We start from the raw sequence: 15,157 nt of genomic DNA on the forward strand, positions 1-15,157 counted from the left end.
CGGCGCAGGAAGGCGTCGGGTAATTCCTTTTCGTTATTGGAAGTGATAATCACGATCGGCCGCTGTTTGGCGCGCACTGTCTCGCGCGTCTCATAGACATAAAATTCCATGCGATCGAGTTCGAGCAGCAGATCGTTGGGAAACTCGATATCGGCCTTGTCGATTTCGTCGATCAGAAGCACCGGGCGCTTGTCATGGGTAAAGGCATCCCACAGCTTTCCGCGCTTGATGTAGTTGCTGATGTCGGAAACCCTGGCGTCGCCGAGCTGGCTGTCGCGCAAGCGCGATACCGCGTCATATTCGTAGAGGCCCTGCTGGGCCTTGGTGGTAGACTTGATGTGCCAGGTCAACAGCGGCGCGCCGATCGCCTTGGCGACTTCCTCGGCCAGCACGGTCTTGCCGGTGCCGGGCTCGCCCTTGATCAGGAGCGGGCGCTCCAGCACGATCGAGGCGTTGACCGCGATCTTGAGGTCATCGGTGGCGACGTAGTCCTTGGTACCGGTAAATTTCATCGAGCAATTTGCCTTTTGTCTTGTGCTTGGGCGCAAGGGTGCGCTTTGGCTCGTGCAGGAACGACGGTCAGCGTCCCAACACCAGATTCAAGCGATCGTTGCGGGGATTGAAGCCTTCGGGACCCAATTCTAGTTGAAAAACCGGGCAGGTCCAGCTGTCGGCGGGGTGTTTTAGCGGCAGGGCATTGCAGCATGAGCCCTTGACGTTCGTGGTGCGGCGGGCAATCTGTTCAGCCATGTTCCTGCAATTCTTCACATCGCTGCGCGACGCGCAGGTCCCGGTGACCTTGCGCGAATATCTGACGCTGATGGAGGCGCTCGACGCCGACCTCGCCGAGCAGACGGTGGAGAATTTCTACTACCTTTCGCGCGCGGCGCTGGTGAAGGACGAGCGCAATCTCGACAAGTTCGACCGCGTGTTCGGCACCGTGTTCAAGGGGCTGGAAAGCCTGCTCGACGCCATGGAGAAGGCGGACATTCCCGCCGAATGGCTGAAGAAGCTCGCGGAGAAATACCTCACTGAAGAGGAGAAGAAGCAGATCGAGGCGATGGGCTGGGACAAGCTGATGGAGACCTTGCGCCAGCGCCTGAAGGAGCAGAAGGGCCGGCACCAGGGCGGCAGCAAGTGGATCGGCACCGCAGGCACCTCGCCGTTCGGCGCGCACGGCTATAACCCCGAAGGCATCCGGATCGGCCAGGAGAAGAACCGCAACAATCGCGCGGTGAAGGTGTGGGACCGCCGCGAATTCAGGGATCTCGACGGCAATGTCGAGCTCGGCATCCGCAACATCAAGATCGCGCTCCGCCGCCTGCGCAAGTTCGCCCGCACCGGCGCGCCCGACGAACTCGATCTCGACACCACGATCCGGGAGACCGCCAACCACGGCTATCTCGACGTCGTGATGCGCCCCGAACGGCGCAACGCGGTCAAGGTGCTGGTGTTCTTCGACATCGGCGGCTCGATGGATTCGCATATCGAGCAGGTCGAGGAGTTGTTCTCGGCGGCGAAGACCGAATTCAAGCACATGGAATATTTCTACTTCCACAACTGCCTTTATGAAGGCGTCTGGAAACAGAACAAGCGCCGCTTCACCGATCGGACGCCGACCTGGGACGTGCTGCATAAGTATCCGCACGACTACAAGGTGGTGTTCGTCGGCGACGCCTCGATGTCGCCTTACGAGATCATGGTGCCCGGCGGTTCGGTCGAGCATGTCAATGAGGAAGCCGGTTCGGTCTGGCTCGATCGCATCGTCAGGACCTATCCGCATTCGGTGTGGCTCAATCCGGTCGCACAGCGGCACTGGGACTATTCGGAATCCACCACCATCATCCGCCGGCTGTTTTCACAGCGCATGTTCCCGATTACCATCGAGGGCCTGGAGGGCGCGATGAAGGAACTGGTGCGGTAGTTGTCGTCATTCCGGGGCGCGCATAGCGCGAACCCGGAATCTCGATGTAGTGAATCCAGATTCCGGGTCTGGTCCGGAGCTGTCATCGGGCGGCGCAAGCGCCGACCCGTTGGGACCATCCCCGGCAGGCTACTTTGCATGGGGTTGTTTTCGATATTTTGGGAGGTACAGCAAAAATGCCCCAGACCATCCACACCGGCATCAAGGCGCTGATCGACGAGGCCAATGCCGAGATCGAAACCGTCGCCGCCGCCGACGCCATCAAGATCGCGCACAATGACGACGTGGTGATCGTCGACATCCGCGATCCCCGCGAGATCGAGCGCGAGGGCAAGATTCCCGGCGCGTTCTCCTGCACCCGCGGCATGCTGGAATTCTGGATCGATCCGGCAAGCCCCTATGCCAAGCCGATCTTCCAGCAGGACAAGAAATTCATCTTTCATTGCGCCGGCGGCATGCGTTCGGCGCTGGCGGCGAAGACCGCGCAGGACATGGGCCTGAAGCCGGTCGCCCATATGGGAGGTGGCTTTGCCGCCTGGCGCGACGCCGGCGGCCCGGTCGAGAAGGTCGAGCCGAAGAAGCCGAAGGGATAGCCGCACCACCGGCGCCATCCTTCGAGGTTCGCGAAGTGCTCGCACCTCCCGGATGAGCGCACTAGCGCTCACTCGGGGATGACGCCTTCCAGTTTCCGTCACCCTGAGGTGCCGTAGCGAAGCGAAGGCCTCGAAGGGCGACGGAAACCATCGGACCGAGGTCCAATGAAGCATCGGAAACCAAAATGACACCGACCGACGATCCGCTTGTCTCCACCGATTGGCTCGCCGCCCATATCGACGATCCCAAGGTCAGGATCATCGACGCGTCCTCCAAATTGCCCGGCGTGCTGCCGCTGCCCGCGGACGATTACCGGGCCGTGCATCTGCCGGGCGCGGTGTTTTTCGACGTCGACGCCATCGCCGATCACAGGGATGCGCGACCGCATATGTTCCCGAGCGCCGATCAGTTCGCGCGCGATGTTGCAGCACTCGGCATTTCCAATGGCGACACCGTCGTCGCCTATGATTCAGGCGGCTGGGTCGCCGCGCCGCGGGCGTGGTGGATGTTCCTGTCGTTCGGCCATCGCGATGTCAGGGTGCTCGACGGCGGCCTGAAGAAATGGCTGCGCGAGGGCCGACCCACCCATTCCGGCAACGTCACGGCGAAGCCCGGAAAATTCCAGGCCAAATTCGATGCCGCCTCTATTCGCAGCCAGCAGCAACTGGTCGGCAATCTCGCGACGCATGCCGAGCAGGTGGTCGATGCGCGGCCGCGGCCGCGTTTCGAAGGCACCGCAGCCGAGCCGCGCGCCGGCCTGCGCGGCGGTCACATCCCGGGCAGCCGCAGCGTCCCCTACGCCGGACTGTTCGACGCCGCGACCGGCGCGATGAAGCCGCTGGAAGAGCTGCGCCGGATTTTTGGGGACGCCGGCGTCGATATGGCAAAACCGATCGTGACGACTTGCGGCTCCGGCGTCTCGGCGCTGGTGCTGACCTTGGCGCTGTATCGTCTCGGCGTGCGCGGCAGCGCGCTGTATGACGGCTCGTGGTCGGAATGGGGCCTGCCCGACGGGCCGCCGGTTGCTACCGGTCCGGCCTGATCGCCAGGGAATTCAGGATTTAGCGGGCCGGCGTTGGCGGCTGAGCGAACGGGTTGGTCTGCTGTGGCGCCTGCCGCGCCGCCAGTCGCGCCCGCGCCGCCAGTCGGCGCCGCTGCGCCGCGCGTCGGGCCTGCTGGCGCTTCTTGATGGCGTCGCGGTCCTCGTGCCTTTCGCCGGTGGCCTTCGCCGGCGTTGGCGTTTCGACGACGACCGTTGGGCCGCCGAGCGTAGCGATCTTCGTCGAGGCGGCATCAGGCTCCGCCGGAGCCGGTGTGCTTGCTTGCACGGCTGCGGCCGGCTCGGAAGCAATCGGGGTGACATTGGCCGGCGGCGGCAAATCCGGCGCCGGCGGCGAGACCTGTTCGGTCGAGGCAACCTTGTCGGGGGCGGGAGCCGCCTTATCGGGGTCGGACGCTGCGGGCTTGGGGATGTCGGCGGAAGCCGGCGCATCGGGTTGCGCCGCTGCCGCCTCGCTTGGTGCCGGACTTTCCGGAGCAGGATTTGCGGACCTGGCGACCTCCGGCGATGGGGTCTCCTCCGGCTTCAGCGCGGCGACCTGGCCGGTCTCGGCCGGCGCTGATGCAGCCGAAGCTTGTGCGGCCGGCGTCGGGAGATTGGTGTCTTGCTCGACCGGTGCCGCGACGGCGGGAACATGATCCGATTGCTTTTGTGGTGCGGCCGGCGGCTCGACCCGCAGCAACGCCAGCACCGGCCTTGTCGCTTCGGCTTGCTGCGCAAACGTCGCCTCGGGCGCGGCGCGCCACGACGGGTTGCTGGCAAATTGCTCGTGGGCAGCACGCAACAGCGCCGCCGCGCCAAGTCCGAAGACCAGTATCGACATCGACAGCACGATCGCGGCGAACAAGAAACGAAAGCCGGGGAGCATGGAGAGGCAAATTCCGCCCTGGCACGGGTTAGGCGAAGGCCCGTGAGCATCTGGGAACGCGGTGATCACTGAATTGGCCGCGTTCGCGCGCATCGGACCCCACCAGTGCGCAGCGAATCAGGCTGGTTTGAGAATACCGCAACGGATTCCCGGCGCTTGTTAAAAATCGACGGCGCGGTCGCGCCTCCGGCGGCGGAAATGCGTTTCCTTAAGGAGTGCGGCTTGGTTGCAACGGTGCGCCGGGATCACGATAAAATGCTGGAATCTGGCCTGAATTGGCCTGATTTGTCTTGAATGCGCCGCTATCTTGAGGCACCTGCCGTTAACGGTCCGGTGTCGGCCTGGGGACTATACAAGGGCGATGATGATCAAACGCATTCTGACGATTTGTGCTGCCGTGGCGGCTGGCGCGGCAGGAACCGCGCTTGCGCAGGCGCAACAGGGGTATCCGGTCCCGCCCGGTCCGATTTATTCGGCGGCGCCGCCGCCTTATCCGCCCGGCGGATATCCGCCCGAGTATCGGCGCGGTCCGGGCGCGCCGGATTTCGACTCGCTCGAGGATGACGAGGGGCCACCCGGGCTGTCGCCGCCCGGCCCAGTGCTGTCCCCCGACGATCCGCGTTACGGCCGTCCGGTCTATACCGATCGCGGCGCGCCTACCGGTCCGATCCTTTCGCCTGACGATCCCCGCTACGGCCGCCCCGATAACGCCCGTCCGGTCTACACCGATCGTGGTCCGCCGACGGGTCCGATCCTGTCGCCCGATGATCCCCGCTACGGCCGCCCTGACGGTCCGCCGCAGGTGATCTATTCCGACCGCGGCAACGGCGATCCCGCCCGCGACGGCGCCCCGCGTCCGCCGGAGGGTGTGGGGCCTGGTGGCAATGTCACGGGATCGGTACAGCCCGCGCCGATCGGCGCCGACGGCAAGCCGATGGTTTTGTCCGCGCTGCCGCCGGATGAACAGCCCGAGGCCGGTCCGGCGCAACTGCCGCAGAACCTGCGACGGCAGGAAGTCGCGTTGACCACCAAGGAGCCAGCGGGAACGCTGATCGTCGATACCCCGAACACCTATCTCTACTACGTGCTGGGCGGCGGCCGCGCGATCCGCTACGGCGTCCGCGTCGGCCGCGACGGCTTCACCTGGACCGGCGTGCAGAAGATCACCCGCAAGGCCGAATGGCCGGATTGGCATCCGCCGCCGGAGATGATCGATCGCCAGCCCTATCTGCCGCGCTTCATGGCCGGCGGCCCCGGCAATCCCTTGGGCGCGCGCGCGATGTATCTCGGCAATACGGTCTATCGCATTCACGGCACCAACCAGCCTTCGACGATCGGCAAGTTCGTCTCCTCGGGTTGCATCGGCATGCTGAACGAGGATGTCTCCGACCTGTTCGACCGCGTCAAGGTCGGCACCCGCGTGGTCGTGCTTCCCGGCGGGCCGCCGCCGCTGTCGACGACGACCGCCTCGGCGGCGCCGATCCCGGGCCCGAATGCCGGCGTCGGCCCGGCACCGGCGCAGATGTCGGGCCCCGTCCCCGGCACCCAGCCGACCGTGGTGCCGCCGCTACCCCCGCCGGTGACGGTGCGATAAGCGTTGCGATTGGTACGAACGTCATCGGGAAGGGCGCCCTTGCGGCGCCCTTTTTGCTATCACGCCAGTCTTCGCAGCGTCTCGCCCTTGAACCAGGCGTCGATGCCCTCGACCATTTGGCCGTAGTGGTTGCGAAAGCTCTCCTCGGTGACGTAGCCGAGATGCGGCGTCAGCACGATGTTGTCGAGCTTGCGGAACGGGTGCTCGACCGGCAGCGGCTCGACCGAGAACACGTCGACCGCGGCGCCGGCGATGCGGCGCGCTTTCAGGGTTTCCAACAGCGCCGCCTCGTCGACGATCGGCCCGCGCGCGGTATTGACGAGAAAACTGGTCGGCTTCATCCGCGCCAGGTCGGCGGCGCCGACAAGGCCACGCGAACGCTGGCTCAGCACCACATGGACGGTGATGATGTCGGCGGTTGCGAACAATTCCTCCTTGCTGGCGTAACCGACGCCGACTTCCTTGCAGCGCTCGGCCGTCAGGTTCGGGCTCCAGGCGATTACGTTCATGCCGAACGCCTTCGCCAGCCCCGACACCTTGGCTCCCAACTTGCCGAGGCCGATGATGCCGAGCGTCTTGCCCTCGATCTCCATGCCGACATATTTCTGCAAGGGTTCGCCGGCGTGCATGCGCGCGTTCTCGCGGCCGATATTGCGGGTCAGTTCCAGGATCAGCCCCAGGGTCAGGGGCGCGGTGGGATCGCGCGCAAATTGCGTCCCGCACAGCACCACCTGGTGCTCCTTGGCAGCCTCCATATCGATCGCGGCGTTGCGCATGCCCGAGGTGATCAGCAATTTCAGCTTGGGCAGCGCCGCAAACAGCGCATGCGGAAACGGCGTGCGCTCGCGCATCGCGCAGATGATCTCGAAATCCGCAAGCGCTGAGGCCGCGGCCTCCGTCGAGGCAAAGGGCTGGTTGAAGACCTTTATGTCGACGCGGTCGGCGATCTTCGACCAGTCCGCCAAACCCGGCGTCAGGTTCATATAGTCATCGAGAATTGCACAGCGCAGCCGCGTCATGGGAAATCCGCCTCGGGGGTGATGACGGCTTGGGAATGCCGCCCAGGAGGCGGTCATGGTTGCGCGCAATTGGCGGGCGCGCAAGCGCCGGCAGCCCGAAAAGCGCGCGCGGGAAGCGGTGGCTGCTATGAGTGGGCGGGCGACCTCTGCGCCTTCGCGGCCCGGATTTCGACGAGCATGGATTGCACCGCGGGCGAAACCGCCTTGTGCTTGGCGCGCCAGGCCGGGCCCGGACCGCGCATGTAATGCAGCTCCGGTCGGTAGGGGTCGAACGCCCTTATGAAGAACTGGCGCAGGAAGGCCCGGAATCCAGCGACGAGGCCGGACTGTCCGTCCCGGTTGGTCGCTGTGGCGGAAAACGACTCTGAAGTGATGGTTGTCATGACCGGCCTGCTCTGTTTTCACCCGCGGCTTGTGCCGCCTTGGGTGCGCCTGTTAGTGCGCTGAAAACGAGTTTTGGCCTGATTTATTAAAAGAAGGTTTCAATTGTCGTGATCTGGCGCACACATGGTGACCATCCCGTAATGATCCGGGAGAACGGATGGAAAACATCGCGGGTGCGGTTGCCCTTTGGGGGCCGCGCCGCTACATCAGCGCCAGTAAATCTCCGAAAAATCCCCGGCTTTCCAGGAAACGCGATGGCGCGCCAGTTCGTCTATTTCATGAAGGGTTTGTCCAAGACCTACCCACCCAACCGCAAGGTTTTAGATAACGTCCATCTGTCGTTCTACCCGGACGCCAAGATCGGCGTGCTCGGCGTCAACGGCTCGGGCAAATCGACGCTGCTGCGGATCATGGCCGGCCTCGACAAGGAATATAACGGCGAAGCCTGGGTCGCCGAGGGCGCCCGCGTCGGCTACCTCGAACAGGAGCCGCAGCTCGATGCCAGTAAAAGCGTGCGCGAAAACGTCATGCTCGGGGTGGCCAAGCAGAAGGCGATCCTCGATCGCTACAACGAGCTGGCGATGAATTATTCCGACGAGACCGCCGACGAGATGACCAAACTGCAGGACGAGATCGAGGCCGCGGGGCTTTGGGATCTCGACAGCAAGGTCGATCAGGCGATGGACGCGCTGCGCTGTCCGCCCGACGATTCCGACGTGACCAAACTCTCCGGCGGCGAACGCCGCCGCGTCGCGCTGTGCAAGCTGCTGCTCGACCAGCCGGATCTGCTGCTGCTCGACGAGCCGACCAACCATCTCGACGCCGAATCGGTGTCATGGCTGGAAGGCCATTTGCGCAACTATCCCGGCGCCATCCTGATCGTCACCCATGACCGCTATTTCCTCGACAACGTCACCAGCTGGATTCTCGAACTCGACCGCGGCAAGGGTATTCCCTACGAGGGCAATTATTCGTCTTGGCTGGTGCAGAAGCAGAAGCGGCTCGAGCAGGAGGGCCGCGAGGATGCCGCCCATCAGCGCACCTTGGCGCGCGAGCAGGAATGGATCGCGGCCTCGCCCAAGGCGCGCCAGGCCAAATCCAAGGCGCGCTACCAGCGCTACGAGGAGCTGCTGAAACTCGCGAGCGAGAAGCAGACCCAGACCGCGCAGATCACGATTCCCGTGGCCGAGCGGCTCGGCCAGAACGTGGTGGATTTCGAGGGCCTGACCAAGGGATTTGGCGACAATCTGTTGATCGATGACCTGACGTTCAAACTGCCGCCCGGCGGCATCGTCGGCGTGATCGGCCCCAACGGCGCCGGCAAGACCACGCTGTTCCGGATGATCACCGGGCAGGACAAGGCGGACAAGGGCACCATCGCGGTCGGCGAGAGCGTGCATCTCGGCTACGTCGACCAGTCGCGCGATTCGCTCGACGGCAAGAAGACCGTGTGGGAGGAGATTTCCGGCGGCAACGAACTCATTCTGCTCGGCAAGCGCGAGGTCAATTCGCGCGGCTATTGCTCCTCGTTCAATTTCAAGGGCGCCGACCAGCAGAAGAAGGTCGGCGCGCTATCGGGCGGCGAGCGCAACCGCGTGCATCTGGCCAAGATGCTCAAATCCGGCGCCAATCTCCTGCTGCTCGACGAGCCGACCAACGATCTCGACGTCGATACCCTGCGCGCGCTGGAAGAAGCGCTGGAGGATTTCGCCGGCTGCGCCGTGATCATCAGCCACGACCGCTGGTTCCTCGACCGTATCGCCACCCACATGCTGGCCTTCGAAGGCGACAGCCATGTCGAATGGTTCGAAGGCAATTTCCAGGACTATGAGAAGGACAAGATGCGCAGGCTGGGGCAGGATTCCGTCATTCCGCACCGCGTGAAATATAAGAAGCTGACGCGATGAGCTTCGCGATCCATTGAGGGACTTGTGCGGTTGTCGTGGAAAATCCGTGGAAGATCGCAAGAATGACGGCGATCTGCCAGACGACAAAGAGAGCGAAAAAGGACTGAACCATCCCGAAAAGCGCCCCGGCCACCGCCGCCGTCGCCCAACAGACCATGACGCTTTCCAATCTTCTGAACGAGGGATTGGTAATAAGCAGTCCCAGAATGGTGATGGCGCCCCCCACGGCGCCGCCGACAAGGCCAACGAAGTAGACCGCCGCGGGGTCGTTCCCAAGGTATGCGGTCGTCGGAGTGATTGGCGTGCTTGTGGTCGTCGCAGTATCGGCGCTGCTTCCTCCCACCGGCGACGAGGCATCCGAAGCGTTGCTTTTACTGGTCGTATCCGAAGCGGTGCCGCTAACAGACGTATCCGAGCCGCTGGTGTTCGAGGTGTCCACGGTGCTGTTATCAGGTGCGATGGTTTTGGAATATTGATTGAGCAGCCCCATTGTTGTTGCGCTCGTGTCAAAGGCGACAATCCAGGCTACCGCCGTGATAATGACGACAAGCGCCAGCTGGAATCGGTCGCGTAGCCCGAAAATGGCGTTGCAAGTTGCCACAACGCCGCCGAACAACACGCCCGGCAGAATTGCTGCCTTGGCGCCTACCGAGTTGACAAAGGAAAACGTCAGGGCATCAGGCGAGTAGGTCGTTGCCAGATAACTGCCGATCGCGGACACAAGGGCCATTGCCGCAAGGACCAGCATCAATGATCTGTCGCTCGAGGGGTTCTTCGCCGGTAATTCGCTGAGCATGCGATCCACGGCCGCGCGTACCTCGGCCGCCATGCTTCCTTCCGGTTCGAGAATGGTGACGGCCTTCAGATAGTTCGGGACGTTTTCGAGCGGCGTGGGGACTGCCATCACCGGCAGCACGCGCATGCTCGGATTTGGCCACTTGCTGCGGGCAAATCCCATTTCGGTCAGCGTATACCTTCCCCTGGTGACGGATTGCGGGCTTATCAGGAACACCATGAAGTCGCTCTTCGATATCGCGGACTCCACGCGCGTGTCGAAGCTGTCGCCGGGCGGAAGATCGTCGTGCGAAAAAAATACGTCGTAATCGCGGTTGCGGAGCGACTGCGCGATCTGGTCAGCCGCCGATTCGAGTTCGGATGGAAATGACAGGAAAATCCGCATGGCGTTCAAAGTACCACCGGAAATTGATTTTTGACAACTGGCTAGGGATTTGCTCGCGACAAGGCCGGCGCAACGCCGCCGGTTTGCCGGGTGCTGTTACTCCACCTTCTCTGCCAGCCACATCTTGATCAGCGACTGATACGGCACGTCGCGCTTGTTCGCAGCGATCTTGATCTGTTCCAGCAGGCTTACAGGCAGCCGCAACGAGATGGCTGTGGTTGATGGCTTCAGATTTGGGAAGCGTACCGGGACGGCCTTGCTGAGGTCGAAATAGTCCGCAGTATCGTGCGACTCCCAAAAAGAACGTTCCTGGGACTCGTTGGCAAATTTGGGGACTTGTTTAAGTTTCTTCGGCATAGCGTGTACGCTCCTTCGCGCTCATCGGACGTACTGAAATAATCCGAACCAGGGTTGCTTCCTGCCTCAACGTGAAGGCGATCTGCAGAAGGCGACCTGCATGTGTCTTTCCGTAAGCATGGTATCGCTGTTCAGACGCGCTATGACCGAGGTCGTGCAGCAGTAGAAGCGGTGTATTCAGAAACACCTGTTCCGCTTCGGCTTGGCCGACGCCGTGCTTGTCCGCACTCTTTCGGCTGTTACCATCGTCCCAGTCGAAGCCAGTAATCCGCTTAAGGTCAATCATATTGTATATTATCATAATATACAATATTGTAAAACTGATGCAAGACAGGATTGAGATTCGAGAGCTGTCCGGCCGCCTCGTCTTGGTGATGGCGCTTCTGCTTGCTTTTGGATTGCTGTTTTCTCCCGCCGGCGCCGCAGACGCCGGCTTCACCCAATTCATCGCCTCGCTCTGGCCGGAAGCGCAAGCCGCTGGCGTCTCGCGCGCGACTTTCGATGCCGAGACGCGCGGTCTCGATCCGGACTACAAGTTGCCCGACCTGATCCTGCCCGGACGTCCCGCGACCGGCGCGCCGTCGCAGGCCGAATTCGTTCAGGTGCCCGCCGATTACATCAAGGAAGCCAGCATCGCGCGGCTGGCCGAGGAGGGGCAGCGGCTGCTGGCGAAATATCGCCCGGCGCTGAACGGGATCGAGGCGCGCTTCGGCGTCCCTGCCACCATTGTGCTGGCGATCTGGGGCCGCGAAACCGATTACGGCCGCTATACGTTGCCTTACGATGCCGTGCGGGTGCTGGCGACGCAGGCCTATGTCGGCCGGCGCAAGGATCAATATCGAGGCGAATTCATCCTGGCGCTGAAGATGCTCGGCGACGGCGTGGTGACACGCAAGGATCTGCGTGCATCGTGGGGCGGCGCCGTCGGCCTCACCCAGTTTCTGCCGTCGGAATTCTATCAGCACGGCGTCGATTTCGACGGCGACGGCCGGGTCGACATCTGGCATTCGGTGCCGGATGCGCTGGCCTCCGCCGCCGCGCAACTCGTCAACAAGGGTTGGCAGCCGGGCTTGCGCTGGGCCTATGAAGTGCGCCCGCCCGCCAACGTCGATTGCACCCTGGGCGTGCCGGAGGTGACAAAACCGATCGGCGAGTGGCTGCGCGATGGTTTCGTGCCGGTGCGCGGGCAGAAACTGAGCGCGGCCGAGCAGGCAGAGCCGGCCTCGCTGCTGCAGCCGGAAGGCATTTACGGTCCCGCATTCCTGACCACGAAAAATTATTTCGTCATCAAGGAATACAATTTCTCCGATCTCTACGTGCTGTTCGTCGGCCATCTCGCCGACCGCATGCTGAGCCCGCAACCGTTCGCGACGCCGTGGTCGGCATCCACCCAGCTGCGCAGCGCCGACGTCGAGGCGATGCAGCGCGGGCTGACGCGCATCGGCCTCTACAAGGACAAGCTGGACGGCAAGGCCGGGATGCAGACCCGTGCGGCGCTCGGCGCCTACCAGAAATCGGCGGGCCTCAAGGTCGATTGCTGGCCGAGCGAGGCGGTGCTGCGTTCGATCAACGCGGCACGGTGAAAAAGAAAAACCCGGCCGAAGCATCGGCCGGGTTTGGATCAAGGCGCGGCGGACCAAACGCCGGTCAGATCAGTTGCAGATTTGGATGCGGCGGAAACGCCACTCGTAACCATCCCAGAAACGCTGACGCTGCCAGTAGCAGCCGGGGGGCGGGGGCGGCGCCTCTTCCACATACACCGGGGCCGGACGGCTGGCGGCAACTGCGCCACCGACGATCGCGCCGCCGATGATTCCACCGGCTACAGCTGCGCCGAGGTAACGCTGTGCGCTCGCCGGCGTCGCGGTCAGCGAACCGGCGATCGTTGCGACCGCGACGAAGGCAGCTAATGTCTTGTTCATGTCTCGAGCTCTCCTGGAGGTGGCGCCTTCAGTCAGCGCCGGGGTTAAGGTAACTCACACGCTTTTCGAAGCTGATCGTCTCGCTAAAAAAGCGCACAACGGTCAACCGAAAGTAAACGCGCGTAGGCTGGTGGGCCGAAAAAAAGGTTTTTTAAGGCCAATTTTCGAAAGCTTCCCCAAAACGGCTGGTTTTAAGGAAGATGAACGGCCTCAGCCGCAGACCCGCACGCGGCGGAACCGCCAGGCGTAGCCGTCCCAGAAACGCTGCTGCTGCCAGTAGCAGTCGCCAGCGTAACCGGGACCGCCGACATAGGCCGGACCGCCATAATAGCCGTAGCCGGGTCCGTAATAGCCGTAGCCGGGGCCATAATAATAGGGGGAGGCCAGCGCGCCGCCGACGATAGCGCCGCCGATCAGTCCGCCGGCCACGGCCGCGCCGAAGCCGCGCTGCGCATGGGCAGGCGCGGGCACCGCCACGGCCGAAACGGCCAGGGTGGCAATGGCAGCCAGTGCCATCAATGTCTTCCTCATGGGCTTCACCTTTCATTGAGCAGGAGAACAGCAGATACAGCGATCCGTCGGGCAGAAAGTTCCACACTTCGCTTGAATGATCAATGAACGGGGCCGCCACATTTGGCGACCAATAATGGCGGAGGGCCAATGGCTTTTGCGGTGCACAATTTGATGTCAATGGGGCGCGAGGGAAGCCGGGAATGAACGCGATGGCAACCGTTGGAATCGCGGTCGCCGGCACGACGCTGCTTTGCTTTGTGCTGATGACGCGCCTGGAGAACGGCAGGCGCAATCGCCGGTCGTCCGCCGACGTCTCCTCAAGCGGCAGCGCCGACTATGCCGCCGCCGGTGGCTGGAGCCTCTTCAACTGGGGCGATGGGCAAGATGCGGCGACCGACGGTTGCGGCCATGCGGCTGACTCTGGCGGAGGCGATAGCGGGGGAAGCTGCGACGCTGGTGGTGGCGGCGACGGCGGAGGTGGAGGAGGCGACTGACGGCCTTCGGCGAGCGGGAAAGATCAGCTATTTGATCCATCGCAAGCGCGATTTCTTAGATTCATTCCAGGGTGCTTCCCGGGCGGCCTCGAACCAATTTGGAATCGATTGAAAAGTCGGTTTTTCCCTTTGCATCCCGCCGCGGTCTTAAATATCTCGATGGTCAGGCATCACCGAAGGGCTCTTCCGTTTCCATGATCGTATGTTCCTGTAACGTCCTCAGCGACGACGATGTCCGCAACGCCGTCAGCGCCTCGGAAGACCTTCCACGCAATGCAAAGCAGATCTACGGCTGTCTTGGCTGCAGTGCCGAGTGCGGCCGCTGCGCGCGCACCATCAAGACCATTATCGATGAGGCGCTCGGCGCCTGCGCCAAGGCCTGCCATTCCGGATGTCCGCACAACCAGACTGCGAAACATCAGCCCGTCCACGGCGATTTCTCGCTCGCCGCCTCCTGAAGATCAATTCCTCGAATTTCGGTATTGGATTTCCCGGCTCGCCTTTTGCCGCGAGGCTTGCTCTGCTCCCCGATCTGATTTAGAAACGTTCTAAATAAGTTGAAGCCGACCTGTTTTGGCTGCAACCACCGGAGTGCATCATGCAGGGCGACGCAAAAGTCATCGAATATCTCAACAAGGGCCTGCGTAGCGAGCTTACCGCCATCAATCAGTATTGGCTGCACTATCGGCTGCTGAACAATTGGGGCCTGCTGGAGATGGCCAAGGTTTGGCGCAAGGAATCCATCGAGGAGATGGAACACGCCGACAAGTTCACCGACCGCATCCTGTTCCTCGACGGCTTTCCCAACATGCAGGTGCTCGATCCCCTGCGGATCGGCCAGAACGTCAAGGAAATCATCGATTGCGATCTGGCCTCCGAGCTGGCGGCGCGCGCGCTCTACCAGGAAGCGGCGACCTACTGCCACGGCGTCAAGGATTACGTTTCGCGCGATCTGTTCGAGCGCCTGATGAAGGACGAGGAGGAGCACATCGACTTCCTCGAAACCCAGCTCGACCTGGTCGCCAAGCTCGGGCTCGAGCTTTACGCCCAGCACCATATCGGTGAGCTCGACGACGACAAGGACTGACGCGCCGCGGCCTCTTGGTCGCAAGGACTTGGCGGCCGCAAGCGTTAGCAAATTGCTAATTTGGAACTGCGGTTGCGCTTCGTCAGCGCGCGACTTGGTGCGTCCGTGCCGCGACCGGTTAACAGTCACGGTTAAATCTTAAGTTTAAGACGCGCTTAAATAATTGCTGCCAAGCTTCGCTCCGGTTCAACGTCGGTGAGCCCCCTGGTGGCTTGCCCGTGAAAAGGACGAAGCCATGGTCAGCGTCAAATTCC

General features: G+C 62.7%; 20 protein-coding genes. 10 read left to right on the forward strand and 10 right to left on the reverse strand.

The window, feature by feature from the left end; genetic code table 11:
- Window positions 1-512: MoxR family ATPase (locus VK804_RS20825; protein ID WP_325373722.1), on the reverse strand; the 512-nt coding region annotated here is incomplete at its 3' end.
- A 67-nt stretch (window positions 513-579) separates the two neighbouring features.
- A complete protein-coding gene (locus VK804_RS20830; protein ID WP_325373724.1) occupies window positions 580-750 on the reverse strand; it encodes a hypothetical protein in 171 nt (56 codons plus the stop codon).
- Here VK804_RS20830 and VK804_RS20835 point away from each other — a divergent pair.
- From VK804_RS20835 to sseA, 3 genes are all read left to right on the forward strand, one after another.
- The gene (locus VK804_RS20835) at window positions 749-1,924 is read left to right on the forward strand and encodes a VWA domain-containing protein (protein WP_325373726.1); all 1,176 of its coding nucleotides are present in this window, start codon (window positions 749-751) and stop codon (window positions 1,922-1,924) included. The two genes, VK804_RS20830 and VK804_RS20835, sit on opposite strands and share 2 nt — an antisense overlap.
- A gap of 176 nt (window positions 1,925-2,100) precedes the next feature.
- Window positions 2,101-2,517: a rhodanese-like domain-containing protein gene (locus VK804_RS20840; protein ID WP_325373728.1), complete on the forward strand. Its 417-nt coding sequence runs from the start codon at window positions 2,101-2,103 to the stop codon at window positions 2,515-2,517.
- 185 nt (window positions 2,518-2,702) lie between these two features.
- A complete protein-coding gene (gene sseA / locus VK804_RS20845; protein WP_325373730.1) occupies window positions 2,703-3,560 on the forward strand; it encodes a 3-mercaptopyruvate sulfurtransferase in 858 nt (285 codons plus the stop codon).
- 19 nt (window positions 3,561-3,579) lie between these two features.
- On the opposite strand, the gene VK804_RS20850 is transcribed toward sseA, so the two are convergent.
- Window positions 3,580-4,425 (reverse strand): hypothetical protein, encoded by an 846-nt coding sequence (locus VK804_RS20850; protein WP_325373732.1) that lies wholly within the window; start codon window positions 4,423-4,425, stop codon window positions 3,580-3,582.
- A gap of 126 nt (window positions 4,426-4,551) precedes the next feature.
- Between VK804_RS20850 and VK804_RS20855 the strand changes: the two genes are divergently transcribed.
- Together VK804_RS20855 and VK804_RS20860 are read left to right on the forward strand one after the other, a co-directional pair.
- A complete protein-coding gene (locus tag VK804_RS20855) occupies window positions 4,552-4,740 on the forward strand; it encodes a hypothetical protein (protein ID WP_325373734.1) in 189 nt (62 codons plus the stop codon).
- A 67-nt stretch (window positions 4,741-4,807) separates the two neighbouring features.
- On the forward strand, window positions 4,808-6,040 hold the full coding sequence (locus tag VK804_RS20860; RefSeq protein ID WP_325373736.1) for a L,D-transpeptidase: 1,233 nt from the start codon (window positions 4,808-4,810) through the stop codon (window positions 6,038-6,040).
- 59 nt (window positions 6,041-6,099) lie between these two features.
- Here VK804_RS20860 and VK804_RS20865 read toward each other — a convergent pair whose 3' ends face one another.
- Window positions 6,100-7,059, reverse strand: a complete 960-nt coding sequence (locus VK804_RS20865; RefSeq protein WP_325373738.1) for a D-2-hydroxyacid dehydrogenase family protein — start codon at window positions 7,057-7,059, stop codon at window positions 6,100-6,102.
- Between the two features lie 125 nt (window positions 7,060-7,184).
- Window positions 7,185-7,442, reverse strand: coding sequence for a hypothetical protein (locus VK804_RS20870; protein WP_325373740.1), 258 nt, complete (start codon window positions 7,440-7,442; stop codon window positions 7,185-7,187).
- A gap of 255 nt (window positions 7,443-7,697) precedes the next feature.
- On the opposite strand from VK804_RS20870, the gene ettA reads away from it, so the two are divergent.
- Window positions 7,698-9,350 carry an energy-dependent translational throttle protein EttA gene (gene ettA, locus VK804_RS20875; RefSeq protein ID WP_325373742.1) on the forward strand — a complete coding sequence of 551 codons (1,653 nt, stop codon included), beginning with the start codon at window positions 7,698-7,700 and terminating at the stop codon, window positions 9,348-9,350.
- Here the strand turns inward: ettA and VK804_RS20880 are convergent.
- The 3 genes from VK804_RS20880 to VK804_RS20890 form a co-directional block, all read right to left on the reverse strand.
- Complete coding sequence (locus tag VK804_RS20880) at window positions 9,310-10,530, reverse strand: toll/interleukin-1 receptor domain-containing protein (protein ID WP_325373744.1); 1,221 nt, start codon at window positions 10,528-10,530, stop codon at window positions 9,310-9,312. The genes ettA and VK804_RS20880 overlap by 41 nt on opposite strands.
- A 96-nt stretch (window positions 10,531-10,626) precedes the next feature.
- Window positions 10,627-10,887 (reverse strand): BrnA antitoxin family protein, encoded by a 261-nt coding sequence (locus VK804_RS20885; protein ID WP_325373746.1) that lies wholly within the window; start codon window positions 10,885-10,887, stop codon window positions 10,627-10,629.
- Window positions 10,871-11,173, reverse strand: a complete 303-nt coding sequence (locus VK804_RS20890; protein WP_325373748.1) for a BrnT family toxin — start codon at window positions 11,171-11,173, stop codon at window positions 10,871-10,873. Before VK804_RS20890 ends, VK804_RS20885 begins: the two co-directional genes overlap by 17 nt.
- 88 nt (window positions 11,174-11,261) lie before the next feature.
- Here VK804_RS20890 and VK804_RS20895 point away from each other — a divergent pair, with 88 nt between their 5' ends.
- Window positions 11,262-12,470 (forward strand): lytic murein transglycosylase, encoded by a 1,209-nt coding sequence (locus VK804_RS20895; RefSeq protein WP_325373759.1) that lies wholly within the window; start codon window positions 11,262-11,264, stop codon window positions 12,468-12,470.
- Between the two features lie 69 nt (window positions 12,471-12,539).
- Here VK804_RS20895 and VK804_RS20900 read toward each other — a convergent pair whose 3' ends face one another.
- Both VK804_RS20900 and VK804_RS20905 read right to left on the reverse strand, forming a co-directional pair.
- Window positions 12,540-12,809 carry a hypothetical protein gene (locus tag VK804_RS20900; RefSeq protein ID WP_325373750.1) on the reverse strand — a complete coding sequence of 90 codons (270 nt, stop codon included), beginning with the start codon at window positions 12,807-12,809 and terminating at the stop codon, window positions 12,540-12,542.
- Window positions 12,810-13,019: 210 nt separating this feature from the next.
- The gene (locus tag VK804_RS20905) at window positions 13,020-13,340 is read right to left on the reverse strand and encodes a hypothetical protein (protein ID WP_325373752.1); all 321 of its coding nucleotides are present in this window, start codon (window positions 13,338-13,340) and stop codon (window positions 13,020-13,022) included.
- 191 nt (window positions 13,341-13,531) lie between these two features.
- Between VK804_RS20905 and VK804_RS20910 the strand changes: the two genes are divergently transcribed.
- The 3 genes from VK804_RS20910 to bfr all read left to right on the forward strand — a co-directional run bounded on the left by VK804_RS20910 (window position 13,532) and on the right by bfr (window position 14,903).
- Window positions 13,532-13,816, forward strand: a complete 285-nt coding sequence (locus VK804_RS20910) for a hypothetical protein (protein WP_325373754.1) — start codon at window positions 13,532-13,534, stop codon at window positions 13,814-13,816.
- A gap of 194 nt (window positions 13,817-14,010) precedes the next feature.
- Window positions 14,011-14,274, forward strand: coding sequence for a (2Fe-2S)-binding protein (locus tag VK804_RS20915; protein WP_325373756.1), 264 nt, complete (start codon window positions 14,011-14,013; stop codon window positions 14,272-14,274).
- 140 nt (window positions 14,275-14,414) lie between these two features.
- On the forward strand, window positions 14,415-14,903 hold the full coding sequence (gene bfr / locus VK804_RS20920) for a bacterioferritin (RefSeq protein ID WP_325373758.1): 489 nt from the start codon (window positions 14,415-14,417) through the stop codon (window positions 14,901-14,903).
- Window positions 14,904-15,157: the final 254 nt, after the last annotated feature.

Source organism: Bradyrhizobium sp. (genome assembly GCF_035484855.1).
Taxonomy (GTDB): domain Bacteria; phylum Pseudomonadota; class Alphaproteobacteria; order Rhizobiales; family Xanthobacteraceae; genus Bradyrhizobium.

What these genes read in the sequence shown, in the direction of transcription:
- VK804_RS20910 (WP_325373754.1), top strand. Translation starts at nt 13,532, where the DNA reads ATGGCAACCGTTGGAATCGCGGTCGCCGGCACGACGCTGCTTTGCTTT.
- bfr (WP_325373758.1), top strand. Translation starts at nt 14,415, where the DNA reads ATGCAGGGCGACGCAAAAGTCATCGAATATCTCAACAAGGGCCTGCGT.
- VK804_RS20865 (WP_325373738.1), bottom strand. Translation starts at nt 7,059, where the DNA reads ATGACGCGGCTGCGCTGTGCAATTCTCGATGACTATATGAACCTGACG.
- VK804_RS20890 (WP_325373748.1), bottom strand. Translation starts at nt 11,173, where the DNA reads ATGATTGACCTTAAGCGGATTACTGGCTTCGACTGGGACGATGGTAAC.
- VK804_RS20895 (WP_325373759.1), top strand. Translation starts at nt 11,262, where the DNA reads ATGGCGCTTCTGCTTGCTTTTGGATTGCTGTTTTCTCCCGCCGGCGCC.
- VK804_RS20880 (WP_325373744.1), bottom strand. Translation starts at nt 10,530, where the DNA reads ATGCGGATTTTCCTGTCATTTCCATCCGAACTCGAATCGGCGGCTGAC.
- VK804_RS20835 (WP_325373726.1), top strand. Translation starts at nt 749, where the DNA reads ATGTTCCTGCAATTCTTCACATCGCTGCGCGACGCGCAGGTCCCGGTG.
- VK804_RS20860 (WP_325373736.1), top strand. Translation starts at nt 4,808, where the DNA reads ATGATGATCAAACGCATTCTGACGATTTGTGCTGCCGTGGCGGCTGGC.
- VK804_RS20915 (WP_325373756.1), top strand. Translation starts at nt 14,011, where the DNA reads ATGATCGTATGTTCCTGTAACGTCCTCAGCGACGACGATGTCCGCAAC.
- ettA (WP_325373742.1), top strand. Translation starts at nt 7,698, where the DNA reads ATGGCGCGCCAGTTCGTCTATTTCATGAAGGGTTTGTCCAAGACCTAC.
- VK804_RS20840 (WP_325373728.1), top strand. Translation starts at nt 2,101, where the DNA reads ATGCCCCAGACCATCCACACCGGCATCAAGGCGCTGATCGACGAGGCC.
- VK804_RS20885 (WP_325373746.1), bottom strand. Translation starts at nt 10,887, where the DNA reads ATGCCGAAGAAACTTAAACAAGTCCCCAAATTTGCCAACGAGTCCCAG.
- sseA (WP_325373730.1), top strand. Translation starts at nt 2,703, where the DNA reads ATGACACCGACCGACGATCCGCTTGTCTCCACCGATTGGCTCGCCGCC.
- VK804_RS20870 (WP_325373740.1), bottom strand. Translation starts at nt 7,442, where the DNA reads ATGACAACCATCACTTCAGAGTCGTTTTCCGCCACAGCGACCAACCGG.
- VK804_RS20830 (WP_325373724.1), bottom strand. Translation starts at nt 750, where the DNA reads ATGGCTGAACAGATTGCCCGCCGCACCACGAACGTCAAGGGCTCATGC.
- VK804_RS20905 (WP_325373752.1), bottom strand. Translation starts at nt 13,340, where the DNA reads ATGAGGAAGACATTGATGGCACTGGCTGCCATTGCCACCCTGGCCGTT.
- VK804_RS20900 (WP_325373750.1), bottom strand. Translation starts at nt 12,809, where the DNA reads ATGAACAAGACATTAGCTGCCTTCGTCGCGGTCGCAACGATCGCCGGT.